This window comes from Acinetobacter sp. ANC 4973, from assembly GCF_002135275.1.
In the GTDB taxonomy this organism is placed as follows: domain Bacteria; phylum Pseudomonadota; class Gammaproteobacteria; order Pseudomonadales; family Moraxellaceae; genus Acinetobacter; species Acinetobacter kyonggiensis.
The window spans coordinates 1-24,478 of sequence record NZ_NEGM01000009.1; the positions used below are offsets into that span (position 1 = coordinate 1).

Annotated in this window: 22 protein-coding genes and 1 pseudogene; 15 read left to right on the plus strand and 8 right to left on the minus strand. The window is 38.3% G+C overall.

What is annotated here, in order from left to right:
* Nucleotides 1–121: 121 nt before the first annotated feature.
* The 3 genes from B9T30_RS11705 (at nucleotide 122) to B9T30_RS11715 (ending at nucleotide 4,359) form a co-directional block, all read left to right on the plus strand.
* On the plus strand, nucleotides 122–2,689 hold the full coding sequence (locus B9T30_RS11705; RefSeq protein WP_086185147.1) for a hypothetical protein: 2,568 nt from the start codon (nucleotides 122–124) through the stop codon (nucleotides 2,687–2,689).
* A gap of 417 nt (nucleotides 2,690–3,106) precedes the next feature.
* Nucleotides 3,107–3,961, plus strand: a complete 855-nt coding sequence (locus tag B9T30_RS11710) for an inovirus-type Gp2 protein (protein ID WP_086185148.1) — start codon at nucleotides 3,107–3,109, stop codon at nucleotides 3,959–3,961.
* Nucleotides 3,962–4,092: 131 nt separating this feature from the next.
* Entirely contained in the window at nucleotides 4,093–4,359 is a 267-nt protein-coding gene (locus B9T30_RS11715) for a hypothetical protein (RefSeq protein ID WP_086185251.1), read from the plus strand.
* A 150-nt stretch (nucleotides 4,360–4,509) separates the two neighbouring features.
* Here the strand turns inward: B9T30_RS11715 and B9T30_RS11720 are convergent, their stop codons facing one another.
* From B9T30_RS11720 to B9T30_RS11735, 5 genes are all read right to left on the minus strand, one after another.
* Nucleotides 4,510–5,043 carry a hypothetical protein gene (locus tag B9T30_RS11720; protein ID WP_086185149.1) on the minus strand — a complete coding sequence of 178 codons (534 nt, stop codon included), beginning with the start codon at nucleotides 5,041–5,043 and terminating at the stop codon, nucleotides 4,510–4,512.
* Nucleotides 5,044–5,158: 115 nt separating this feature from the next.
* Nucleotides 5,159–5,710, minus strand: a complete 552-nt coding sequence (locus tag B9T30_RS11725; RefSeq protein WP_086185150.1) for a DUF1566 domain-containing protein — start codon at nucleotides 5,708–5,710, stop codon at nucleotides 5,159–5,161.
* Between the two features lie 32 nt (nucleotides 5,711–5,742).
* Nucleotides 5,743–5,967 (minus strand): hypothetical protein, encoded by a 225-nt coding sequence (locus B9T30_RS11730; protein ID WP_086185151.1) that lies wholly within the window; start codon nucleotides 5,965–5,967, stop codon nucleotides 5,743–5,745.
* Nucleotides 5,964–6,098 (minus strand): hypothetical protein, encoded by a 135-nt coding sequence (locus tag B9T30_RS16810; RefSeq protein ID WP_264754383.1) that lies wholly within the window; start codon nucleotides 6,096–6,098, stop codon nucleotides 5,964–5,966. The genes B9T30_RS11730 and B9T30_RS16810 overlap by 4 nt, the downstream gene beginning before the upstream one ends.
* 3 nt (nucleotides 6,099–6,101) lie before the next feature.
* Nucleotides 6,102–6,356: a hypothetical protein gene (locus B9T30_RS11735; protein WP_086185252.1), complete on the minus strand. Its 255-nt coding sequence runs from the start codon at nucleotides 6,354–6,356 to the stop codon at nucleotides 6,102–6,104.
* Nucleotides 6,357–7,015: 659 nt separating this feature from the next.
* Here B9T30_RS11735 and B9T30_RS11745 point away from each other — a divergent pair.
* From B9T30_RS11745 to B9T30_RS11785, 9 genes are all read left to right on the plus strand, one after another.
* Nucleotides 7,016–8,050, plus strand: coding sequence for a DUF932 domain-containing protein (locus B9T30_RS11745; protein WP_086185152.1), 1,035 nt, complete (start codon nucleotides 7,016–7,018; stop codon nucleotides 8,048–8,050).
* 141 nt (nucleotides 8,051–8,191) lie between these two features.
* Complete coding sequence (locus B9T30_RS11750) at nucleotides 8,192–9,256, plus strand: YqaJ viral recombinase family protein (protein ID WP_086185153.1); 1,065 nt, start codon at nucleotides 8,192–8,194, stop codon at nucleotides 9,254–9,256.
* Between the two features lie 121 nt (nucleotides 9,257–9,377).
* Nucleotides 9,378–10,277, plus strand: coding sequence for a hydrolase or metal-binding protein (locus B9T30_RS11755; protein WP_086185154.1), 900 nt, complete (start codon nucleotides 9,378–9,380; stop codon nucleotides 10,275–10,277).
* A gap of 240 nt (nucleotides 10,278–10,517) precedes the next feature.
* On the plus strand, nucleotides 10,518–12,248 hold the full coding sequence (locus B9T30_RS11760; protein ID WP_086185155.1) for a type I restriction-modification system subunit M: 1,731 nt from the start codon (nucleotides 10,518–10,520) through the stop codon (nucleotides 12,246–12,248).
* Entirely contained in the window at nucleotides 12,238–13,656 is a 1,419-nt protein-coding gene (locus B9T30_RS11765; protein WP_086185156.1) for a helix-turn-helix domain-containing protein, read from the plus strand. The genes B9T30_RS11760 and B9T30_RS11765 overlap by 11 nt, the downstream gene beginning before the upstream one ends.
* Nucleotides 13,653–14,912, plus strand: coding sequence for a restriction endonuclease subunit S (locus B9T30_RS11770; RefSeq protein ID WP_086185157.1), 1,260 nt, complete (start codon nucleotides 13,653–13,655; stop codon nucleotides 14,910–14,912). Before B9T30_RS11765 ends, B9T30_RS11770 begins: the two co-directional genes overlap by 4 nt.
* Nucleotides 14,913–14,970: 58 nt before the next feature.
* Nucleotides 14,971–15,486, plus strand: coding sequence for a hypothetical protein (locus B9T30_RS11775; protein ID WP_227518972.1), 516 nt, complete (start codon nucleotides 14,971–14,973; stop codon nucleotides 15,484–15,486).
* 2 nt (nucleotides 15,487–15,488) lie between these two features.
* A complete protein-coding gene (locus B9T30_RS11780; RefSeq protein ID WP_086185159.1) occupies nucleotides 15,489–16,394 on the plus strand; it encodes a Kiwa anti-phage protein KwaB-like domain-containing protein in 906 nt (301 codons plus the stop codon).
* Nucleotides 16,395–16,412: 18 nt separating this feature from the next.
* On the plus strand, nucleotides 16,413–19,517 hold the full coding sequence (locus B9T30_RS11785) for a type I restriction endonuclease subunit R (RefSeq protein WP_086185160.1): 3,105 nt from the start codon (nucleotides 16,413–16,415) through the stop codon (nucleotides 19,515–19,517).
* A gap of 103 nt (nucleotides 19,518–19,620) precedes the next feature.
* Here the strand turns inward: B9T30_RS11785 and B9T30_RS11790 are convergent, their stop codons facing one another.
* Nucleotides 19,621–20,766 (minus strand): helix-turn-helix domain-containing protein, encoded by a 1,146-nt coding sequence (locus tag B9T30_RS11790; RefSeq protein ID WP_086185161.1) that lies wholly within the window; start codon nucleotides 20,764–20,766, stop codon nucleotides 19,621–19,623.
* 11 nt (nucleotides 20,767–20,777) lie between these two features.
* The gene (locus B9T30_RS11795) at nucleotides 20,778–21,461 is read right to left on the minus strand and encodes a hypothetical protein (protein ID WP_086185162.1); all 684 of its coding nucleotides are present in this window, start codon (nucleotides 21,459–21,461) and stop codon (nucleotides 20,778–20,780) included.
* A gap of 708 nt (nucleotides 21,462–22,169) precedes the next feature.
* Between B9T30_RS11795 and B9T30_RS11800 the strand changes: the two genes are divergently transcribed.
* Nucleotides 22,170–22,409 carry a hypothetical protein gene (locus tag B9T30_RS11800; RefSeq protein ID WP_086185163.1) on the plus strand — a complete coding sequence of 80 codons (240 nt, stop codon included), beginning with the start codon at nucleotides 22,170–22,172 and terminating at the stop codon, nucleotides 22,407–22,409.
* Between the two features lie 4 nt (nucleotides 22,410–22,413).
* Here the strand turns inward: B9T30_RS11800 and B9T30_RS11805 are convergent, their stop codons facing one another.
* Complete coding sequence (locus B9T30_RS11805) at nucleotides 22,414–23,010, minus strand: DoxX family protein (protein WP_086185164.1); 597 nt, start codon at nucleotides 23,008–23,010, stop codon at nucleotides 22,414–22,416.
* Between the two features lie 162 nt (nucleotides 23,011–23,172).
* Here B9T30_RS11805 and B9T30_RS11810 point away from each other — a divergent pair.
* Both B9T30_RS11810 and B9T30_RS11815 read left to right on the plus strand, forming a co-directional pair.
* Nucleotides 23,173–23,475, plus strand: a pseudogene (locus B9T30_RS11810) (hypothetical protein); the annotation flags it as partial.
* Between the two features lie 141 nt (nucleotides 23,476–23,616).
* Nucleotides 23,617–24,459, plus strand: a complete 843-nt coding sequence (locus B9T30_RS11815; protein WP_086185165.1) for a DUF692 domain-containing protein — start codon at nucleotides 23,617–23,619, stop codon at nucleotides 24,457–24,459.
* The last annotated feature ends 19 nt before the right edge of the window (nucleotides 24,460–24,478 follow it).

The window sequence follows — 24,478 nt, forward strand, 5'->3', positions numbered from 1 at the left end:
ATTTAAGGTATAGAAATTATATTAATTTTTTATATATATCTTTAAATAAGGCTTTCAGTTAATTTTTTAAAATATACAGTATCAATAATTTATATTTTTAAGCATATAACAAGGAATTGTGATGGTGATGAAACTATGGTGGGGAAATGATGATGAGTTTTTTGAGCAGATGTTTGCTTATTTAAAAGAGAAGTTTTCTATAGAAGTACCTGATGAATATACGTTGCGAAAAAATACAGATGTGGCTATTTATCATGAGACGATTGTCACTTTGGAAAACGTGCATAAGGTGCTTGGTAAAATTGAGAATGGTTCTTTTTATAAACGTACCGATTATGAAAATGCGAAAATGGCGAAGGATAAAAAGAAAATTCAAGAGATCACCGATTTTTATCAAGAGTTACTTTTTTTTAATGATGCAAAACTAAATTTTGCATTTGCAAACTTTCATGATTTTTTTCATTGGGATTCCCGTATTTCATTTTTTTTGGGCTTTGTTCGTGAGTGTCGAAAGCAAGAGAAGTTTGATCAAATTTTGTCAATACAGTTTGGAGGTAAGAGAGAAGTTAATCTTGAAAAAGTCTTTGATTTTGTCAACGCATATCAACAAAGAGTTCAACAACTTGAAGAAATAAAATCTGAACATGAGCCAGAAGTTGTTACCCAATATAAAATCAAGAGTGAAACTTTAAGTGATATTCAGGATCAAAATGAAATCTATAGACTTTTGATGGAAAGCTATAATGACTTAAAAAAGAGAAAATTTGGAACTTGTGTATTTGATATTATTCTGCCAAGTCAGTTCAAATCACTAGAACCTGATTCGGAAAGCATGTCTACTAGCTATCTAAAAAGTTTTTTAGATAGATTGAGTTATGTAGTTTTGAAAGATGATGGTGTGTTAATGAGGGTGAATCATACACATATTCTTAATAGAAAAAGAGTTTTGCTTTCCTTTCTATTAATCTATAAAACAAAAAACTATAGCAACCCACAAGATATTTTTGATTATTACAAGCGACAAGTTCATTCAATAGTTGGTTCTGTTGAAAGCTATGCCGTACAAGTCATTAATCGGCAGGAAATGATCCAAAAGGTATATCCAGCGGAAAAGTTTATAGGTGAATTAAGGACTGATAAACAAAAGGAAAATTTTCGTGATAAGTTCCTAACGTATTTCTTATCCAGTGTTTTTATATTACAAACAGATAAAGTAACAGAGTTCGATAATATCGTATTGCAAAGATCGCTTTTCTTAAATGATTTTGAGTATTACGAGGAAAAAAACTATACGGTAGATAAAAAGCCAACAAGACGATCAGACAGATTGCAGATTGATTTGAGGATGGAAGGGAAAAAAGAGTATTTAGAAGATTTACTAACATCAGAAATTATTGAAAAATCAATAAAATACTTCCCTTTGACGGATATATCTTCAGAAGGTTTGCATCGCTTAAAAATTATTACGTATTTGTATCAGCAACATTTTAGTTTAAAGGTTGTTTCTGGAGAAATAAAATCTAAGATTCAGGAGGAAGCTATTGTAGAGGGTTTGCTCAAGACAGGGAAAAATATTGAAGAAAGGATTTCGACAGAGAAATATATCGAAAAACTGATTCAAGCAGAAAAGTTTATTACTTGGTTGATGTACGATGATTGGTATCATGGATTTCCATCTAAGCAAGCTGAAAAAAATTTTGAAGTAAAGCCCACGTTTAGCAAATTGTCTCTACCCATCAGGCAAGTGCTTTTAGTATCGCAAATGATTAAGTACTCAAATCACCTTTTATTTCCCACAAAGTTAAAAACTGAAGCAGTCACATTACTTAAAAACTTCAAGAATATTTTTTCTAGGTATAAGATAGATGAGGTGGACTTTGTTGAAAATGATTTAAAAAGCTACAAGCAAGATCGCTTATTGCCAGTTCTGAAAAAGGAAAGAGTATTTTTCAAGAAAGCAGCACACACGGAAATTAGAATAAAAAATTATATCAAACAAATACTTGAAAATAATGTTGTTATCGTTAGGTTGATTTTTAGCTGTGATCAATTTGATAATGAAAAAGCTACAGCAAAAGTTTTTGATGAAATGTTTAGAGAATACATTGAAAATTTGAAACGGCGTCACACAGAAGGTTTGAAGTTACTTGGTCATGTGGGGACATATGTTCCTAACAAAAAAAATCACTATATTGATGCAACACTGTTTTTTTTGTTTGATGAAAGTATTGATATTGCCCCAAAATCTTTAATTAATGCTGTGATTGAATATTGGGAAAACTATGTAATCAATAAAGATGAGCAAATTAAGAAATCTAGTGAAAAAGAAAAAGAAGGTGAAGATAAAAAAGAAGGTGATAAAACGAATCCATTTAATGTTTTTAGGAAGAGAAAATTAAGGGCAATCTCTGCTAATGTAGTCAAAACAGAGACTCAATTAAATCATGAGTATATTACCCTCTATAAAGGGCGACGAAAAATTCAGCATAAATTGATCGAAAAAATTTCGATATTTTATGCTTATTGCCCTCTGATTTTGGTCGAAGATAAAGATCTTAAATATCTACCTAGAAAGGATTGTTTAATTTTAGGCAGGGTGCGTGCATCGAATATAAAGAAAGGCCAAAAGGTAACTGAAGCACAACAGGGTAATGATAACTTACCAGAGGCTGAACCTTCAGTGGAATAAACCAAGTAGTATTGATCAATCTGAAAATAGAGATATCTCAACAAAATGAAGATAAAGTTTCAGAAAAAAATCAATTACTGAGTGAACATCTATCGAAAGAAAATGACGAAATGAAGTACTAATTTTGCACTTAACTCACGCTTCACAATTCTCTATAAAAATAGGGGAATTCTTAAGATTTTCCCTATTTGCTATAGAAGTAGAAATTGTAGCTTAGTTACTATACTTACGGTCTATGTTTGATATATTCTTGCTAGGATAATATATATTATTTATTAAGTACTTAAACAACTTACTAACCTTCATCATCCTCAAAATGATGAAGGTATTTTATTGAAAAAAATAACCTAGTCACTTCAAAGTTAAAAAAAACAGATCAGTCACTCCTATGGAATTAATCACCATAGGAAGACATCAATGAACGAACCACAAACCTTACTCGCTATTGAAAACCTGATGAAGGCAGTGATTCAGAAAACATATCATTGGATAAACTTTAAATCTGATCATGCAGAACTGATGCATGAAGCCAGAGCTATCTATCACTCATACAGGGAATACATTCCCCTGATTCAGGCTTACTTTGATTTGCTGCCTGAAAAGATCAGACTCAGGGATGAAGAAATTTTTAATAACCGTGCTGTATTTCAAGAGTTTCAGTCTGAAATTAAGGAAGCACAGAAAAAGTTTATTCAAGGCTTTAAACGGAACAATCGACGTAATCAGGGAAACTTAGAAGAATACTTTGCAGCGCTTGTAGAGCGACATCGTAAGCTCCTATTGGTGCGTGTGGATTTACACTACTCCTCTGAAAAACATCCAAGTATGAAACAGTTTAATCAAAATATTGAAAAACTGATCAGTCGGGTACAGAACAAAGACACCATCTTTAAAGATCAAGTCGGCTATGCCTATCGCCTTGAACAAGGGGGTAAATCTAGAGGCTATCACTGTCATTTGCTCATCATTTATAACGGCTCTCTTCATCGTAATGATGGTTATTTAGGACAGGAGATTGGGGAGTTATGGCAAGAGAAGATTACCAATGGAGAGGGTGAGTTTTACAACTGTAATCAGAGTAAACATAAGCAGCGCTATAAACAGGAAGGTACATTAGGCATTGGTATGATTCCACGAGAGGATCAGAACAAAGTTAATCATGCACAGGCGACTATCAGTTATTTGGCTAGACCTGAAAAGGATGATCAGTATCTAAGAGGAAAATTGCCCGATATGAGAGAGTTTAGTAAAGGGCAATTGCGGGGTAGATAGTCTGGGTAGGGAAGAATCGTGGATTGCAAATAATTTCAGATATACATCATCTACATGAACAGTGAATGTTTATTTACGCATTCAAAGGCTTATCAGACGGTAAGCCTTTTTCATTTCTAGAGGTATATCTTATGAATATTACATGTCCTTATTGCTATTCTGAAAACGTGAGCCGTGAAACAACACAACCTTCAGGTGGTAACAGTTTTTCCTCTGTAGCTGGTGCTGGAATTGGTGCAACCATTTCCAAAAGCTTCCCTACACCACTTTCTCCATTATTGGGTGGGCTTGCAGGTGCAGTGATTGGCGGTTTGATTGATAGTTTTATCCAACCCCCAAGACAACAACAGCCAGTTAGCTATTTCCATTGTCATAACTGTCAACGAAATTTTAACTGATGATCTAAGGGAGAAATGATATGGCACTTAAGTTTGAGCAAATGCTATATGGTGAGCGTAGGTAAAGTGTTAAGGCAATAAGTTAGCTTAATGTATTAAAATTTGAAAATAAGGGAAGACTTTGAACTTTCCCTTATTTTTTTGATTAAGTTAGTAATTACAACCTTCACTGGTATCAAGCTCATCGTAACTTAATACAATGCCATGAATCGGTTTATTCAAAGAAGCAGTCTTACTGTTGTTTACATACTCCGCCGTTAATCCAACGTTGATTTCACCTTCCGCGCCATCACGGACAATGAATGAATAATTTGAATTAAATTTAGTGTCTAATACATCAAAACAGCCGCGCTTTAACTGAGCCACTACTGATTTTAAAGTGTTTTTCCCGAGATAAAATTTTGTGTTATGAACCTGAATAAAATTTGCTGATGGAGTAGTGCGAAGCTGGCTAATGCCGAAATTTTTTAGACCATATTGGTCATAGCTTGCACTGATTGAGTAGTTTGGTTTTTCCCAATAGCTATAGCTTACATCTCCACTTGTGGGCTTACCCAGTTTTTTAATTAAAGAGGCCCGAGTATCTTCCACCGTTATTTTTTTGCCTTCAAATGTAAGTGAAGGCATGCCAGCGGTTGCAAAGGTTGATATTGCTAATAAAGGGGTAATCATTAATTTTTTCATCTGTCTTTCCTTGAATCTAATTACCTAAACTATTTAGAACAAAGCGTTAAGTTTCTCATCAATAAAAGAACCTATTTCGCTTGGGCTGTGATTTAAAAGATTGTTCTGAAATAAATCACCTACGTATTAAACGCATCGGCAAGTCATATGACAAATAATTCTTTTCCCCATAAGCAGTTTCAAATGCCCAATACCATTCCATTTTGTCATATTTAAAGTCTTTCAATGTTTTAGCTTCATGTGGGGTTGGGGCAAATTTAGTACTGCTTCTTAACGTATCATATTTATCATAGCGCGCAGGATTAGGTGGAAAAGCATTGGTGTTGATCGCTAACTGCCAGCATCCACTATGGAGCGTTAATAGCTCATTGATGCTTGGTACGCGCCAGCCCTTTGCATGTTGAGCAACATAAGTATGAGCATCTGCATTTGAAAACTTTTGAATTTCACCTGTACAAGCTCTGCCATTCCATTGCTCACCGACCAAACAACGTTGCCAAATTAAACCAGTTTTGAGATCTTTCACTTCCTGACCTGAATTTAAAATCTGATAACGGCTATTCGGTGCTGTAGACGGTTGGTTATCACCGCACTGTTGAGCAAATACAGAGCTACTGAGCAATAAGCCTGTTAGTATGATAGAACAACTTAATTTTCTTTTGATCATTGTGATTATCCATATAGTTTGAGTAAAACGAATTATTTAGAACGCAGTGTTAATGCACCAATAAATAAAATAATCAGGATTCCACCAATTAATTTACCCACCGATGGAAACAGCATTGCTGGCCAAACCAGTCCTTGACCGACATTGAACATAAAAGGCTTATAGCTGTACTGCCCCCAAAAGTGTTGGTAGAGCGCAAACAACAAGCCGATTACCAGATAGATACTTACTAAAGCTGTTTTAATATTTGAATTCATTTTTTATCCCCACCTACAGCAAAATTAACCAGCAACATGAATAGACCGAGTAAAATCATAAAACCTATAAACGGTAAGCCTAGAAATGCCACAATCACGATTACCGCAATAATGCTTGCAATCACACGCATGAGTTATTCCTGAATACATTGAAGACTGCTTTGTACCATGTCATTTTGAAATGATTCAGTCTGACTTAGGGTGTAAAGATTGCTTTTAAAACGCTCCTCTCCATATTTGTCTTCAAGCTTTTTATAGACACACTTACACACCGAACGATCCATTCCTGTGGACTGACAGCCCCCAAGAAATTCACGCTCAGTTTTACTGGCACAACCCATGGAGAGTAGTGCGCAACTGATGATTAGAATTGACGCTGGAATTTTCATTATTCCCCCGAAATTATTGTTTTTGCTTATTGTGAAAAGGTTCATTGCTACAGCAGGACAGTATAAAAAAGACATAGCTGTCCTATCCAAAGGACGAATCAGTCTTTAGATGGAATGTCTGCTGAATTAAAAACGATGAATTATGCCTAAGGCAAGGGAATGGCCCAGACAGGCTTTAGGGGGAATAATACAGATAAATAATGCTGAGTCATGATCGACTACTCCTTAGGTAAAGAAGTTCTGCCGATTACTGCTAAATAATTGGTGGCAGAACGAAAGAGGGTTAGCAGACTGAACCTAAGAATCAGCACACCCGAAGGTGTCCCCCTCCCGTTCTACCGCAGAGGGAGCACGAGTACTCACACCAAAAGATGGGATCTTTTAATGAGCTTAGGAAACGGTCTGCTAAAACCGACTGACAATGTAGGTCAGTAAGTCAAGGATAAAGGTGAGCAAGGTTTTAGTCAATTGAGGGATTTGAAAAGTGTTTGAATTTCATGCGATGCAAATAAATTCAGATATATAACATCTATATGAAGCAACAAACTTAAATCAAATTTGAGTTTTAAACACTTTGGCTTGCTCCTTCAGCAAGCCTTTTTTTATACACAAAATTGAAATTTGAACACATTTAGTTCAAAGCTAAAAAGGATATTCCTATGGCACATTTAATCGACAACATGGCTTACGTGGGACAAACCCCTTGGCATGGTTTAGGCAATCAATTGACACAAAATCAACCGATTGAAGTCTGGGCACAGCAGGCAGGTATGGACTGGCGTATCGAATCCTCCAATGTCAGCTATATGGCACAAAATGAACGAGGGCAAAGCATCATCATGCCTTATGAGGAACAGCGCGTGCTGTATCGTTCAGATACCCATGCACCTTTATCCGTGGTCAGTCAACGCTATCAGGAAGTTCAACCCAAACAGATTTTAGAGTTTTACCGTGATCTGACTGAACAATCAGGCTTTGAATTAGAAACCGCAGGTGTGCTGAAAGGTGGCAAGAAGTTCTGGGCACTTGCACGAACAGGACAAAGCACAGCACTTAAAGGCAAAGATGTTAGTAATGGCTATATTTTATTGGCAACCGCCTGTGACGGAAGCCTTGCCACCACGGCACAATTCACTAATATCCGCGTCGTATGTAATAACACTTTAGCCATCGCTTTGCGTGGACAGAGTGGCAGTGCTGGTGTAGTTAAAGTGCCACACAGTACGAAGTTTGATGCGGATAAAGTCAAACAACAATTGGGTGTCTCGGTTCGTGCATGGGATGAGCACATGTATGAGATGAAACAACTCAGTCAACGTAAAGTGACTCAAGGTGAAGCAGCGGCTTTCTTTGATGCAGTGTTTAATAATACCAGCATGAGTGTTACCGATCAGGAGGAGAACATCATTCAGTTCTATCGTAATGTTGCCAATCCAAATCCAACGAAAGAAAAGTCTGAGCCGAATGGACGTGCTATGAGTAAAGCTATGATTATGTTTAACGGTCAAGGTCGAGGTGCAACGCTTTCTTCTGCTAAAGATACTGCTTATGGCTTACTCTGCTCCATCACCGAGTTTGCCGACCATGAACGTCGTGCCATGAGTACTGATCACCGTCTTGATTCAGCGTGGTTTGGAGCAGGTGCAAATTTGAAACAACGTGGTTTAGAGCAAGCATTAACAATGGTCATTTAATCTAAGCTTTGAGCTTATATTGAACAACATAGCAACTTTATTATTACGTAGTTTTTTCAGACCCCTTTTGCCACATCTTCGGATGTGGTTTTTTTTATGCCGCAAATTTTTACAGCCTCAGCCATTTATAAGGATAAGACCATGAATCAGATTGCACAGATGAATACCCATCAACTCTCTCATCTCCCAATTCCGAATGAGATGAATAAATCGAATACGGTAGCTAAAAGAACAGTTACAGCCAAGCGTTTAGCCAATACCAAAAATATGCAGTACCAAGAATGGCTAGAAGTCCGTAAACAAGGCATTGGCAGCAGTGATGCCGCAACCGCCTGTGGACTGAATCCCTATATGTCGATGTTAGAACTATGGCTGACTAAGACCGGACGTGTACAGCAGAACCTTGAAGACGAGAGTAAAGGCGTTGCACCTTTATATTGGGGGAAGCAGTTAGAGCCACTGGTGGCGGAATACTACAGTATGCACACCAATCATAAGGTTAGACGGGTCAATGCTGTATTGCAGCATCCTGATCCGGATAAGTTTTTTATGTTGGCTAATCTGGATTATGCCGTGGTGGGTAGTGATGACGTCCAAATTTTGGAATGTAAAACCGCAGGTGAGTACGGTGCAAAGTTGTGGCGTGATGGCGTGCCTTTATACGTGCTTTGCCAAGTACAGCATCAATTGGCTGTGACAGGAAAACAGGCAGCACATGTCTGTGTTCTCTTGTGTGGTCATGAAACCAAGATTTATAAAGTCACTCGTTCTGAATCGGTGATAGAACACATCATCAATGCTGAACGTTATTTCTGGGATTGTGTGAAAAAGGATGTACCTCCATCTGTCGATGCCAGTGAGTCCGCAGCCAAAGCCTTACAACAACTTTATCCTGAGCATGTTCCATTGACTGTGGAAGACCTCAGTCAGGATGACACGGCAAATCTACTGTTTAATAAACTGCTTAAAACCAAGCAAGAAATTGATGTTCAACAGCAGTCATTTGATCAAATTAAACATCAAATACAAGCCTTAATGAAACAGGCGGAACGAGCGACCTTTCAAGCAGGATCGGTGACATGGAAGAAAGCCAAGGACTCGGTTAGTTTGGATAGTAAAGCTCTACTGAAACTCCATCCTGAAATGTTACAACAATTTCCCCAAAACAAAGCAGGTACACGGCGCTTTCAAATCTATACCGATTAAGACCTGTCGCTTTAGCCTAAGTATTCCACTTAAAAACCAAACCAAGATCCCATGCCTGAGTGCATGGGATTTTTATTTTGACATTTCAACTTTCAAAAATAAATCAATAGAGGACATCACTATGATTAAAGGTTTAGCAATCACGCCACCTATTTTGGGGCGTATCAGCATTGGTCGCATCATTGAAAAGAATGGCAAGCGTCTGCCTGAAAAAGATGATCAATTTACTATTACCAGCCAAATCCAGAATAAGGAAGGTTGGGTCAAACATCCCTTAGATGAGCAACTTCGAGCTAAAGCTGCCAGTCAAAAACTCAGAACCATACCCGTACGGATGATTTTTAATGATCCTGAATTGAATCTCAGAGCAGAGTACAGCTTGTTTGATCGCCAGACAGGTCGCCCAGTTTGTGTTGGGGATGGACAAACCTGTCGAAGGCTGACCAACCAAGGGGTCGAGCAATATCCATGCCCATCACCCGATTTGTGTCCATTGGCTCAGGGAGGACATTGCAAACCCTATGGTCGATTACATGTCAATTTAGATGATGCAGATGAGCTAGGGACATTTATCTTTAGAACTACAGGCTTTAACAGTATCCGGACTTTGGCAGCTCGGTTGTCTTACTACAACGCGGCTTCAGGCGGATTGTTGTCTTGTTTACCATTGCAACTGACATTACGTGGGAAATCGACCACGCAGAGTTATCGTCAGCCAGTGTATTACGTAGATCTAACCTTAAAGGATGGAGTGAGTTTGAATGAGGCGATTCGTACAGCCAAGGAAATTGATCAGCAGAGTAAGGAAGCAGGGTTTTATCAGGAAGCAGTGGATTTTGTGGCACGGCAAGGTTTTGCCAATGCCAATTTTGAGATGAATGATGGGGAAGGTTTAGACGTGCTGGAGGAATACTACCCTGAACAAGAACAGAACTGGGCGGTGGAGCAACAAGCTTCGCCTGAAGAGTTTGTGCAGAATATTCAGCAGGGATTGCAGCAATCAGTCAGACCAGTCAACTAATCGATTGGTTGGAAAAGAGCAGCTTTTTAGGTTGCTCTTTTTTTACGACAGTATTAGTCGTGGGAGTTGTCAAAGTACTATTTTATCTATAGTTATCCCGTTAAAATGACAAGGTTTAATTAATCTTTATTTTTTTGTTAAGTGCATGACTTTTAATAGGTCGTAGATATGCTAACTTAGCAACATTGTTTAACATTAAGTATAAAACCAAAGCGGTTGATCTTGGATTGAGGAAATAAAATGAATTCATTGGAACAAAAATTTCTAAATGACTTAGATGACAAGCTTTGGAAAGCCGCCGATAAATTACGCAGCAGTCTGGATGCCGCTAACTACAAGCATATTGTTTTAGGATTGATTTTCTTAAAGTACGTCTCCGATGCTTTCGATGAACGTCAGTCTGAACTCAAGGATTTATTTGCTCAACAAGAAGACCACAATATCTATTACATGCCACGTGATCAGTACGACAGCGAAGAAGAATACCAACAGGCTATTGCTGACGAACTAGAAATACTGGATTACTACCAAGAAAAAAACGTGTTTTGGGTGCCAAAAGCAGGCCGCTGGTCAAATATCCGTGATGCAGCCGCTTTACCAATTGGCTCAATCATTTGGCAGGATGAACAAGGTACAGATGTCAAACTGCGTTCAGTATCATGGCTGATTGACAATGCTTTAGATGAAATTGAAAAAGCCAATCCAAAGCTTAAAGGTATCCTGAATCGCATTGGTCAGTACCAGCTGGACAATGACAAGCTACTTGATCTGATCAATACCTTCTCTGACACCAGTTTTACCAAGCCTGAATATAATGGTGAAAAACTCAGTCTGCACAGTAAAGATATTCTTGGACATGTCTACGAATATTTTTTAGGACAGTTTGCTTTGGCTGAAGGCAAGCAGGGTGGACAGTACTACACGCCTAAAAGCATTGTAACTTTAATCGTTGAAATGTTGCAGCCTTATAAAGGTCGAGTATATGACCCAGCAATGGGTTCAGGCGGATTCTTTGTATCCAGTGAAAAGTTTATTGAACAACACGCACAGGAAAAGCACTACAAAGCTTCTGAGCAGAAAAAGCATATCTCTATCTATGGTCAGGAAAGCAACCCGACCACATGGAAATTAGCAGCCATGAACATGGCGATTCGCGGGATTGATTTTAATTTCGGTAAGAAAAATGCTGACAGCTTTCTAGATGATCAGCATCCAGACTTGCGTGCCGATTTTGTCATGGCTAACCCACCTTTTAACATCAAGGACTGGTGGCATGCTTCTCTAGAAAGTGATGTGCGCTGGAAATATGGTACACCGCCACAAGGCAATGCCAACTTTGCTTGGATGCAGCACATGCTGCACCATCTATCACCTACAGGCAGTATGGCATTGTTACTTGCCAATGGCTCGATGAGTTCCAATACCAACAATGAAGGTGAGATCCGTAAAAACTTGATCGAAGCGGATCTGGTGGAATGTATTGTTGCATTACCGGGACAACTATTTACCAACACGCAAATTCCAGCCTGTATCTGGTTTCTAACCAAGGACAAAAAGAACGGTTTGTCTTTAGATAAAAAGAAAGCCAATCGTGAAGGCAAGACTCTGTTCATCGATGCACGCAATTTGGGCTATATGAAAGATCGCGTACTGCGTGACTTTACCGATGCTGATATCGCCAAAATCACCAATGCTTTACATGCTTGGCAACAAGGCGAAAATTTTGAAGGCAAAGCGTATCAGGATGAGAAAGGTTTCTGTTTCTCTGCTGAGCTCAAACATATTCAGAAGCACGACTACGTACTGACTCCGGGACGTTATGTTGGTGCAGTAGAGCAGGAAGATGATGGCGAGCCATTCACTGAAAAAATGCTACGTTTGACTGCCCAACTAAAAGAGCAATTTTCTGAAAGTGCTGTTTTGGAAAGTGAGATTAAAAAGAACTTAAAGGGTTTGGGCTATGAGTTCTGATCAGTCTTTATTACTGCAAATTCAGAAGGGTGAAAGTCAAACTCTGGAATTTAAAGAGCAGTTACCGAAAGGGCAACAGGTTGCAAAGACCCTGATTGCTTTTGCCAATACCAGTGGCGGTAAATTGGTGGTTGGTGTGAGTGATGATCGCCAGCTCATAGGTATCCAAGGAGATATTTTTGAGCTGCAAGATCAGATCACTTCGATGATCAATGAACTCTGTATACCGAACATTTTGCCTTATATTTATATTGAAAATATCCAAGGCATTGAGTTACTGGTGATTGAAGTCAGCCGTGGTTCATTATTGCCTTATTATCTCAAGCCGCAAGGCAAGGCACTGGGAACGTATATCCGTTTAGGTGCAAGCAATCGTGTTGCATCGCCTGAATATATTCAGCAACTTGAGCTACAACGCTTAAATCGGACCTTTGATGAACAGCCGAATCCACAATACAGTTTAGATGACATAGATTTACAGCCTTTACGGCAAGCCTTTGCTGAGGTGGGCAAAGAACTATCTTTGCAGAAGATGCGGAATCTCAAGTTGGTCATTCAGCAGAACGGACAGGACTACCCAAGTCATGGCTTGTTGATTTTACTGGGGCTTTATGAGCAGGTTGAGATTAAATGCAGCCGTTTTAAAGGCACTACCATGACGGTGTTTCTGGACAAGAAAGAATACCGTGGAGACCTGTTTAGCCAGCTGAAGCAGACCGAACAATTCATCAAAAATCATCTGCATCTACGGGTTGAAATTTTAGGGTTACAGCGTACCGAAAGTTTTGAAATTCCAATTCCTGCAATTCGTGAAGCATTGGTCAATGCGGTATTGCATCGTGACTATAGTAATGCAGGGCGTGATATTAAGGTCGGCATCTATGATGACATCCTGAATATTGTATCGCCGGGTGGCTTGCCCAATGGTCTGACTGAAGAGGATTTGGCGCAAGGTCGTTCCGAGATCCGTAATCGTGTCTTGGCTCGTGTGTTTAAAGAGCTGGGTTATATCGAGCAGTGGGGCAGTGGGATTGCCCGGATCAAAGATCTTTGTTTACAGGCAGGCAATGTTGAACCTCAACTGAAAGCACAAGGTGATTTTGTCGATTGGGAGTTTTACCGCCCTTCGACTGAGCAAATAGGTGGCTCAATGGGTGGCTCAATAGGTGGCTCAATCCAAGAAACTATGTTGACAGATCGTCAAAAAGAGATTTTAGTTTTAATTCAACAGAACCCGAAAGTTTCCTATCGCTACATGGCGGAGCAACTTGGTATTAATGAGTCAGCAGTGAAAAAGCATCTAAACCACTTAAAAGATGCGGGTTGGCTTGAACGTGTCGGTGGAACACGTGGTTATTGGGCCATTAAAAAGGGTTTAGAGCTGATAATGCAAGGAGCTCAAAAGTGAATTCATATCGTACATCAACTTGGGGAGATGAGATTTCATTAGAGTATGGGAAAAGTTTAAAAGGCTATCGAAATTCTAATGGAAAATATCAGGTTTTTGGAAGTAATGGGCCAATAGGTTGGACTGATAAGCCTTTATGCAAAGGGCCGGGAATTATTCTGGGTAGGAAAGGAGCATATCGAGGAGTAAAATTTTCAGAGAAAGATTTTTATGTGATTGATACTGCGTATTATGTTGTACCAAAGACTGATCTTGATCTAAATTGGCTTTACTATGCTATAAAATATCACAAACTTGGTGAAATTGATGATGGCTCACCAATACCTTCAACTACTCGAGCAGCTGTTTATGTTAGAGAGTTCGATATCCCATCTAAAGAAGTTCAAGTTAAGATTGGTAATATTTTAAAAAAAATTGATTTAAAAATTGAACTAAATAACCAAATCAACGAAACCTTAGAATCTATCGCTCAAGCTATTTTTAAAAGCTGGTTTATCGCCTTTGACCCTGTCCGTGCCAAAATTGCAGCTAAGCAAGAAGGAAAAGATTCTGAGCTTGCTGCGATGTGTGTCATTAGTGGTAAAAGCGAAGTAGAGCTTCAGCAAATGGCAAAAGAAGATTTTGCAGAGTTACAAGTGACTGCTGCACTGTTTCCAGATGAGTTGGTGGAGAGTGAATTAGGGGAAGTGCCGAATGGGTGGGAGGTTTCGACTATTGGTGAAAGATTTAATGTTGTTATGGGGCAGTCACCAAAAGGTGATACTTATAATGGAAATAAACATGGAAAATTATTTTTTCAAGGGCGAGCTGAATTTGGTTGGCGTTATCCAACTCCTAGATTGTATACCACCGATCCTAAAAGAGTTGCAAAAGAGAATGACATTTTAATGAGTGTTCGTGCGCCAGTAGGTGATATGAATGTTGCAATGGAAGAGTGTTGTATAGGGCGTGGTTTATCTGCATTAAGTCACAGAAGCGGTAGCTTTTCTTATTCGTATTATTGTTTAAAAGCCCTACAAAGTAAGTTTGATGTGTTTAATGGGGAAGGTACAGTATTTGGTTCAATTAACCAGAATGATCTAAAAAATATTTCATTTATTGAGCCAATAAATGAGTTGATAGATTTATTTGCTAAAACAATAAATAAGTATGATCAACGTATTAAGTTGAATAGCTTTAATACAAAATCCTTAATTGATGTCAGAGATACTTTATTGCCAAAATTGTTGTCGGGTGAGTTGGAGGTTTTAACCTAATTAGTGAGGTTTAAAGATGATAAATAGTAGAATTGAAACTCTAGGATTCATACGTGTAATGATGGTGTTAAGTAGTTTTTCACCATTATTTATTCTATGGGCACTAAGGGGAAATGACAAAGTTACAGATTTATATCTAATATCTATTTGTGCTTTATTTGTTATTATTCCAAATTTCTTTTTATTGCGTAGAATTTCAGTAGCTAAGAAGAACAATGATAAGCGGACAATTTCCGTTGGGACAGCGGACGATCATAAGGATCATATTTTGGTCTATCTGTTTGCAACTTTGTTACCATTCTACTCTGTCGATATGGAAAGTATGCGAGATGTTTGGACAACTGTAGTAGCTTTGTTTTTTGTGCTTTTTTTATTTTTACATTTGAACTTACATTACATGAATATAATTTTTGCAATCGTGGGCTATCGAATTTTTACAATTTGTCCAATAGACGATAATAATTCTGTAAGTGGGAAAGTTCCTCAAGTATTGATAACAAAGAGAGCTATAGTTTCAAAAGGGGACTCGATAATAGCTTATCGGTTAAGTAATACAGTTTTTCTGGAGATATAATTGTGGCGCTGGATTTTGATTTAAATAATGTAACGTGTATTGAATTTGGTGTAGGCAGAGAAGTTGAACCTAATAATCAACAATGTTTTGAAGTAGTACCGATAGATATTACTGTACAAACTGCATTACTAGAAATGGTCTCTAATACTTTAGATATAATGCAGAATCATAGTTCAAATCTTAATATTTATCAGCCATCTGAAAAACATGCTGGGATTGAATATTTATATTTACCTTTATCCAATGAATTAGCTCAAACAATGAAAGGCTTGCATGAGGCAACAAATATAACAATAAATTCCCATGCTCTCGATAATACAACAGAGATATTTTGCTATTTTGCTAGATTCACTGATCAGTCAGGTAAAAAATTGACTGCTTTACGTAGAGCAATCCAGTTTAAGGGTGTTTTGAAAAATAAATTAGTTAGGATTTGTGATGATAGTTTGAAAATAGTAGAGGATAAAATATTTAAATTGGATACAGATTTTGATCTTCTAATTGATAATACTAATATTTACATGATCAGACCAAGTGCATTTGAGTTTGCTGGAAAGTTACAAGAAGCAATATTACAAGCTGTTCCAATGAATATTGCATCAATTGCAGCTGATCTTACATATGTTGATTTTACAAGTTTACAGACATATGCGGAACAGCGACCTCGTGCTGCTAGATATATTGCATCGATTAAGTCTCAGGCTGAAACCCAAAATATTAATCAAGGACGTTTAGAGCTATTGTGCAGACATACTGGCGTTTCTTTAGATATTCAAAATGGTAAAATATTCGTTAAAAGTGGATATGAAATGGGTTTTTTAGAGGTATTAGATCGACGTCGCTATCGTTTAGAGTTAATTGATGGTCAAGCAGAAAATTATAAGGCTTCTAGTAGAAATAAGTTATAAGAAAGGATTAAACAAACCATGAACGAAACACAACTTGAAAATCTTTGTCTTGATTGGTTCACTGAAAATGGTTGGGAAGTCGTTCATGGTATTGATATTGCACCCGACAGCAGTAATCCCCTACGCAAAGACTATAAACAGATTTTATTGGAAGCTGACGTTCAGGCCGCTTTTGAACGCTTGAATCCGCACCTTCCTGCGAGCTGTTTTGAACAAGTTTTACTGAAACTGAGCAAACCTGAAAGTCTGGACTTGGTGACCAATAACCGTGCCTTCCACCGTATGTTATTGGAAGGTGTACCTGTCACATATAAGAAACAGGATGACTGGGTACATGACCATGCCTTCTTGGTGGACTTCAACCATGTGCAGCAAAACCGTTTTGTTGCGGTCAATCAATTTACCATTATAGGTCGGAAGCAGCCACGACGCCCTGACATCATTTGCTTTATTAATGGTATTCCCTTTGCAGTATTGGAGCTAAAAAGCCCAACCGATGAAAATGCGGATATCTGGGATGCCTTTAACCAGCTGCAAACCTACAAAGAAGAAATCTCTGACCTCTTTGTCTTTAATGAAGCTTTGGTGGTCAGTGATGGTGTTACAGCCCGCGTGGGTTCATTTACGGCGAATCAGGAACGCTTTTTACCGTGGCGTACCATTAAGAATGAAGATGATAAGCCGGTTTTAGAGTGGGAGCTTGAAACTGTTATTCGAGGCTTCTTTGACCGAGAATTGTTTCTGGATTACATCCGCTTCTTTGTTTTGTTTGAAACAGATGGCGAAAAGACCATTAAGAAAATCGCAGGCTATCATCAGTTCCATGCGGTCAGGGAAGCAGTACAAGCCACCATTGCAGCAGCCAATCCAACTGGAGATAAAAAAGCAGGTGTTGTTTGGCATACCCAAGGTTCGGGTAAAAGTATCTCGATGTGCTGTTATGCAGGCAAGCTATTACAGCAGCCTGCCATGCACAACCCAACCTTGTTGATCGTGACCGATCGTAATGACTTGGATGGACAGCTCTTTGAAACCTTTAGCAATGCTCAAGAACTGTTAAAACAAACTCCAGTACAAGCCAATAACCGCGATGAGCTGAGACAGCTTTTAGCCGAGCGTGAGTCTGGCGGGATTATTTTTACCACGGTACAAAAGTTTGCATTACTGGAAGGTGAGAGTGAGCATCCATTACTGAATGGTCGCCACAATATTGTGGTCATGTCGGATGAAGCACATCGTAGCCAATATGGTCTGAAAGCAAAACTAGGTAACGATGGTACGTACAAGTTCGGCTATGCCAAGCACATGCGCGATGCTTTAAAGAATGCTGCTTTTATTGGCTTTACTGGAACCCCTATTTCGAGTGAAGATAAAGACACCCGAGCTGTCTTTGGTGATTATGTTTCCATCTATGACATTCAGGATGCCGTCGATGATGGTGCAACCGTTCCGATCTACTACGAATCACGTTTGGCAAAGCTGGATATCAATCAGGCTGAAATTGAAGAGTTATCTGATCAAGTCGATGAAGTTGTAGAAGATGAAGAAGATGTTGGTAACCGAGAAAAGACCAAGAGTGAGTGGAGCCGACTAGAAAAACTGGTGGGTGCCACACCACGCCTGAAACAGATTGCTGCGGATTTAGTCGCACACTTTGAAGCCCGTACCGAAGCTACTGCGGGTAAAGGCATGATTGTCAGCATGAGTCGTGAGATCTGTGTTCATCTCTACAATGAGATTGTTGTCTTACGTCCAGACTGGCATGATCCTGACCCTGAAAAGGGAAAAATTAAAGTAGTCATGACGGGGTCAGCCTCAGACAAGCCTTTGCTACAACCGCACATTCACAACAAGCAGGTTAAAAAGCGTCTTGAGAAACGCTTTAAGGATGTCAAAGATCCTTTGCAGTTAGTGATCGTGCGCGATATGTGGCTCACAGGTTTTGATGCGCCTTGTACGCATACCATGTATATCGACAAACCAATGAAAGGTCACAACCTCATGCAGGCCATTGCACGCGTGAACCGAGTCTTTAAAGATAAGCAAGGTGGACTAGTTGTTGACTATATCGGCATTGCCAATGAATTGAAGCAGGCTTTAAAAACCTATACCGATGCTAAAGGTAAAGGAGAGCCGACCTTACGTGCAGAAGAAGCGTATGCGGTTCTTGCTGAAAAGATGGATGCGATAAGGGGAATGTTTGCCAAAACCAATGAACAGGTAGGCATGGATATAAGTGCTTATGAAACCCAAGCACATAAACTCATTATTCCCGTAGCTAACTATGTGCTGAGCTTGAAAGATGGTAAAAAGCGTTTCCTTGATTTAGTTTTGGCAATTAATAAAGCTTTCTCTTTATGCAGTACTTTGGATGAAGCAAAGAACTTGCATAAAGAAATTGCCTTTTACTCAGCCATTAAAGCAGTCATTAGCAAGCATACCTCTGTGGATCGTAAACTGTCGCAAGCTGAAAAGGACAGTACGCTAAAACAGATTCTGGATAATGCTGTCATTGCTGATGGGGTAACAGATGTCTTTGCGATGTGTGGTTTAGATAAACCGAATATTGGTTTGCTATCGGATGAATTTTTGGAAGATGTACGACAAATGCCATACCGTAACTTGGCAGTTGAATTGCTGGAAAAGTTATTGAATGATGGTATTAAGTCAAAAACGCGAAACAATGTGGTACAGGAAAAACGCTTCTCTGACCGTTTGCAGGAAACCTTGAAAAAATACAATAACCGAGCAATTGAAACTTCTCAGGTTATTGAAGAACTCATTCAAATGGCGAAAGAGTTTCAGGCAGAAATGCAGCGTGAAGCTGCACTTGGTTTGAATCCAGATGAAATCGCTTTCTATGATGCCTTAGCGAATAATGAAAGTGCGGTCAGAGAGCTTGGGGACGATACGCTTAAGCAGATTGCACGTGAAATTACAGAGAAGCTACGGAAATCAACAACTGTGGACTGGCAGGTTCGGGATAGTGTTCGTGCTCAGCTGAAAATTTTGGTTCGTCGTACCTTGCAGCGTTGGAAGTACCCACCAGATAAAGCGGCTGAGGCGATTGAGCTGGTCATGAAGCAGGCTGAGCAGTTATCGAATGCTTGGACTACTAACTAGCCTGATTGCTTATTTTGGCTGTACAAATGTTTCAATCCTACAGAAACTAGCATGTACTTAAAGAAAAAAAAGAGAACTTTAAATGTTCTCTTTTAAATTTGTTTTAATCCAAAACTGTTAACTCACTTCGACGCCGTAATGCCTCTAAATTTTGGTATTTAGAGATTAAGTTGAAAGTAAGATTATTAACCTCTACTAGATTGAGACATAAATCATTTGTCAGTTTAGATAAATCAAAGTTTTCTTGGGCTAAAGCTTGGAACACTTTATCTAACAAAAGAGATGATTCATGAGGGATGGGATTAGGCTCATTATTTCGTCCTCTTTGGGCTAATTGTTTATAGATACTTGTGGCATTCCAGTCAGTAATAATCCCCAACTTATTATAACGATAGGTTAAAGCAGCAGCAGAAACTTGCCATATTTCTTTTTTGGACAAAATACTTTTTAAGGATGGAATCCGTAAAGGATGTGCTAGTAAGCTTCTGCGTGGCATTAGAAATGCAGAAGCAAAAGCATTTGCTTCTTGTTCTACGTGAATTCCTTCAATTATCCCATGTTTGTGCATAACTAAATGGCCTAGCTCGTGAGCTAAGTCAAATCTACACCTTTCAGCAGTTCTGGAAGTATTTAAAAAAATAAAAGGACGGCCACTTGTCCATCTACAACAAGCATCTACATCTTGTGCTTCATCAGTGAGAGAGAAAACACGAATACCTTTAGATTCCAAAAGTGCAATCAGATTGGGAATAGGTTGTTCGCCTAATCCCCAAGCTTTTCTTACTGTATCAGCACATGCCTCAGGATAAGAATATTCAAGATAATATCTAACATCATTTTCGTCGGCCTCATCCAATGAACCAATAGTCGCAGTTGAAAAATCACTTCTTAATTCATGTAAATCAGGTACGTTAGGAAGTGGCAATTCAAAGTTTTGATCAATCCAATCACTAATCATTTCAGCTAAAATAGTTTGGCTAATTGCCATATCCCTTTTTCTAGCTGTCATCTTAGTGAGGGCCCTGAAGCTTACAGATTCAACTTGAATCTTTTCTACTTCACGTCCGTAAAAGAAGTTGATTGGAAAATCAAGAATTTCAGCAGCTTTTTCTAAAATTTTTTCATCAACTTCTTGGTTGTTGTACCAATTTGAAACAGTTCTATCGGTTACTTCTAATCGATGAGCCAATTCTCTCTTAGTCAAACCACGGCGTTGACGAGCGAGATCGAAACGACCCATATTGAACATAGTATTGCCTCTTAAGCATTCTTGCGCTTGATTTCAAAATCAATTGGCGCGGGAGTTGGTGCAGGGGAAAGAATAGTATCAAATTCAGACTCGGGATCGAAACTGATTTCTTTTAAAATAATTCTTTCATGGTATTCTGTAAAAAATTTACCGTTTTCAGTGAGTTTTGATGGACATGACAGCTCACTTCTAATTATTTTATTTTTATAATCAATATAATACATTAGTACCCAACACCAAGTATCCGTAGTAGAGTGCGTTGTTAGCATATCGCCATGTAATTGAGCATTGGCGATTCTTGAAAACATGCTTCCCTTAGGGTTTCGGTTTCGAGCAACTTTTTCAGTTCTCAAACTCTCTGTATTAGACGGAACTTGTCCTTTCAATCCAACACATGCATTTCCCGTCATAAAACTAATTAGAATTCCGAGCTTTTCATTACGAACCCATTCAGAGTTTCCTTGGGTATATTTTAAATAACCCATTGATAACAAACGTTCTCTTAAAAAAGCTGTTCCTTCAGCAAAATTTCTATAACCACCATAAATTTTAGGATGATTGTTTGTTGTTTCATTACGTGCTGAAAAACTATCTTCTATAACTCCAAGCAAGATTTTCGAATCAAACCCAAAAATTTCTTTTATTCTATTCTGAGCGTGAAGTGGATCATCTATTGTTAAATATAATGGTTGCATAAAGTTAGATCTACTAAATTGTCATTTACCTAATAGCATACATAGTTTTTGGTTTTAAAAATAGAAATAAACATAGTTTTTGGTTAAAAAAATAGAAAGTAAATTGTTTCAAGATATATAGTGGGCAATAAAGATTGATATAGAGAATCCATGAGTTGAAACTAAATTATGAGTAATTAATAGATAGGAAGAGGTGTTATAATTTGCACGAATAAATGTTTAAAAAATTTACTTTCGATTTTTCTACACCAATTTTACGCCACAATATTTTTATATTGAATTAAGTTGTTGATAATAATGTTTTAATTTTATTTATGTGTCCAATCCATCATCGGTGCAACACTGATGCGAGGTTCTTTCATGTTTTCAACGGGGTTGTTAATATTCATATTAAAAATCATACCTTTACAGTGTTACATATTTTGACTGATTTCGATTTTTTACGCTTCATTTCGCACCATAGTCTTTAAAATTTACACTATTATCGATTCTGATAAAGAATAAGGCCTAAATTATGGGGCAACTTCACAATGCAAATTAGCAGATGGAACAATACGTTTTTAAGCCGAAATTAGAATAAATCGGAACGGGATTATCAACGTCAAAGAAAGTAAAATGTTGAGTTCAATGTGACATGTTCAAAAACGGCTTACAAATCATGAGGATGAAATCGAAGAAAATTCAGATATTCTATTAGGCAGCGCAGATGTGATCAATATCACTTTAGCAAAGGCCATTGATGAATATATCAATGCATTGGGCGATCATTTTGGATATAGCAAAATAAGCTGGCTTTGCTTAATTCAAGAATTTTCAATAGCGCAAGATTTTATCACAAAAAACACATCAGCAGATATGACCCAACACGCCCAGTTGAGTAACCAGAAAGATAAAGAACGAGTTGGATTTCCTTTAAAGGGTTACTCATTGGAGTTAGGGCATCTTTAGCATTTCATTTTCGAGTGAACCAGTAATCTAGGCTTACATAGCGTCCACCACCTAATACAATGAGTGCCAACAGCATCACGGAATAAGTCACGGCAAATTCGACGCCATTATTTAAAATGACCAATGAGCCGCTCGATGTAAGCCAATCATAATTTCCATATGTTTCTAAAATTTCACGTGCTTTTTCTAATTTTTCAGCAGAAGCCAGTACTTGTGCATTTGCAAATGGGGCATTAGGATCGGCAATGGCTTGCCAGCCATGAGGCAAATGAACGGTAAAAATGGCAACGAACATGGTGATAATCAGTGGAATACTGATTAAGCGAGTGAATAAACCCAATGCTAATAAAACTGCGCCACTCAGCTCTGCCGATGTTGCCAATGCAGCCATTATGCTTGGAAAAGGTAATCCTAAACCCCAGTCACTGTTTCCAAACCAGTCAATCGTGTCTTGAAAATGCATCAACTTATTTGTTCCGGCCATCCAAAAAACAGGCACCAAATAAAGCCTTAAACCGAGTGCTGCAAGTCCATCAAAGTGTTTTAAGATAATGCCTAAATTTTTATAACGTTGTAACAAAGTAGCAATGAAGTTCTTCATGATAATTTCACACCGAATAGTATTTAATAGGTATTAGTCGAATGAAAATTTGATTTATTACAAGAAAAAAAAGTTTATTTAACTGTAATAAATTGAATGGTTGTTCGTCTAATAATACGTACCCAAGTACAAATCTAAAAATTGATCAAAAGGAAATGAAAAATGAATAAGTTAAACTCAATGACATCTATAGCAGCATTATTGGCACTTTCAGTTGTTGGCGTAACAACACATGTTTCGGCAGCAGTTACAACGACTGAAACACATGCCAGCAAAGCGGCTGATGGTAAATGTGGTGAAGCTAAATGTGGTGCTAACAAGAGAGCGGCTGATGCTAAAAAAGCAGCCGACGCTAAATGCGGAGCAAATAAGAAAGCAGCCGATGCTAAATGCGGAGCAAATAAGAAAGCAGCCGATGCTAAATGCGGAGCAAACAAGAAAGCGGCTGATGCTAAATGCGGAGCAAACAAGAAAGCGGCTGATGCTAAATGTGGCGCAAGCAAAAATGCAGCAGATGGTAAATCTGCTACTCATTAAACCATTGAAATATAGATGATGTCGGTTTTTTAAAAAATCCGACATCATTTTTTGAGTAAGGAAAACAGCATGGTTCCTTTTTCTGGCGTTGGTTTAGGCTTAAGGCGTGATTTTATTGACACGTTTTTAAATGCTGAAACACATCCTAATTTTATCGAAGTTGCCCCTGAAAACTGGATGAACTTGGGGGGGAGACATGCAAAGTTGTTGGCGCAGTGTGTAGAGAAATCACCTTTGCTTTGTCATGGGCTTTCTCTATCTATTGGGGGGCCTCATCCACTTAATATTGAATTTGTGCAGCAAATTAAAGACTTCCTCAGTAAATATCAGGTTTTGACTTATTCAGAACACTTAAGCTATACCCATGATGGGGGTTACTTATACGATTTATTGCCCATTCCAATGACCGAGGCAGCAGTGAAATATGTGGCTGAACGTATTTTACGGGTGCAAGATATTCTTGGGCAGCGCTTAGTCATTGAAAATGTTTCCACCTATCTTATGCCTCATGCGGAAATGAGCGAAGCCGATTTTATGTGTGCCGTGATTGCACAGGCAGATTGTGAACTGTTATTAGATGTAAATAATGTCTATGTGAATAGTATGAATCATGGCAGTAACGGCTATGCTTTTATTGATGCAATGCCGAAAGAACGGATTCGTTATTTACATATTGCAGGACATGAACAATTGAGTGAAGACTTATTGATTGATACCCATGGCGCTGCTGTTGGTGATTCAGTTTGGAAATTATTGCACTACACCTATCAAGTTTGTGGGGTAAAACCCACTTTATTAGAACGCGATTTTAATATTCCGACATGGTCAGAATTACAAGATGAACTTGGCACCATTAAGCACTTACAAAAACAACATCTTGATGAAAAAGTAACACAGCCTATTTTTACTTGAGTAGGTAAATAAGGATTGA

Excerpts from the sequence above, each read along its gene's own strand:
- B9T30_RS11705 (WP_086185147.1), top strand. The coding sequence starts at position 122 with ATGGTGATGAAACTATGGTGGGGAAATGATGATGAGTTTTTTGAGCAG.
- B9T30_RS11710 (WP_086185148.1), top strand. The coding sequence starts at position 3,107 with ATGAACGAACCACAAACCTTACTCGCTATTGAAAACCTGATGAAGGCA.
- B9T30_RS11715 (WP_086185251.1), top strand. The coding sequence starts at position 4,093 with ATGAATATTACATGTCCTTATTGCTATTCTGAAAACGTGAGCCGTGAA.
- B9T30_RS11720 (WP_086185149.1), bottom strand. The coding sequence starts at position 5,043 with ATGAAAAAATTAATGATTACCCCTTTATTAGCAATATCAACCTTTGCA.
- B9T30_RS11725 (WP_086185150.1), bottom strand. The coding sequence starts at position 5,710 with ATGATCAAAAGAAAATTAAGTTGTTCTATCATACTAACAGGCTTATTG.
- B9T30_RS11730 (WP_086185151.1), bottom strand. The coding sequence starts at position 5,967 with ATGAATTCAAATATTAAAACAGCTTTAGTAAGTATCTATCTGGTAATC.
- B9T30_RS16810 (WP_264754383.1), bottom strand. The coding sequence starts at position 6,098 with ATGCGTGTGATTGCAAGCATTATTGCGGTAATCGTGATTGTGGCATTT.
- B9T30_RS11735 (WP_086185252.1), bottom strand. The coding sequence starts at position 6,356 with ATGAAAATTCCAGCGTCAATTCTAATCATCAGTTGCGCACTACTCTCC.
- B9T30_RS11745 (WP_086185152.1), top strand. The coding sequence starts at position 7,016 with ATGGCACATTTAATCGACAACATGGCTTACGTGGGACAAACCCCTTGG.
- B9T30_RS11750 (WP_086185153.1), top strand. The coding sequence starts at position 8,192 with ATGAATCAGATTGCACAGATGAATACCCATCAACTCTCTCATCTCCCA.
- B9T30_RS11755 (WP_086185154.1), top strand. The coding sequence starts at position 9,378 with ATGATTAAAGGTTTAGCAATCACGCCACCTATTTTGGGGCGTATCAGC.
- B9T30_RS11760 (WP_086185155.1), top strand. The coding sequence starts at position 10,518 with ATGAATTCATTGGAACAAAAATTTCTAAATGACTTAGATGACAAGCTT.
- B9T30_RS11765 (WP_086185156.1), top strand. The coding sequence starts at position 12,238 with ATGAGTTCTGATCAGTCTTTATTACTGCAAATTCAGAAGGGTGAAAGT.
- B9T30_RS11775 (WP_227518972.1), top strand. The coding sequence starts at position 14,971 with ATGATGGTGTTAAGTAGTTTTTCACCATTATTTATTCTATGGGCACTA.
- B9T30_RS11785 (WP_086185160.1), top strand. The coding sequence starts at position 16,413 with ATGAACGAAACACAACTTGAAAATCTTTGTCTTGATTGGTTCACTGAA.
- B9T30_RS11790 (WP_086185161.1), bottom strand. The coding sequence starts at position 20,766 with ATGTTCAATATGGGTCGTTTCGATCTCGCTCGTCAACGCCGTGGTTTG.
- B9T30_RS11795 (WP_086185162.1), bottom strand. The coding sequence starts at position 21,461 with ATGCAACCATTATATTTAACAATAGATGATCCACTTCACGCTCAGAAT.
- B9T30_RS11805 (WP_086185164.1), bottom strand. The coding sequence starts at position 23,010 with ATGAAGAACTTCATTGCTACTTTGTTACAACGTTATAAAAATTTAGGC.
- B9T30_RS11815 (WP_086185165.1), top strand. The coding sequence starts at position 23,617 with ATGGTTCCTTTTTCTGGCGTTGGTTTAGGCTTAAGGCGTGATTTTATT.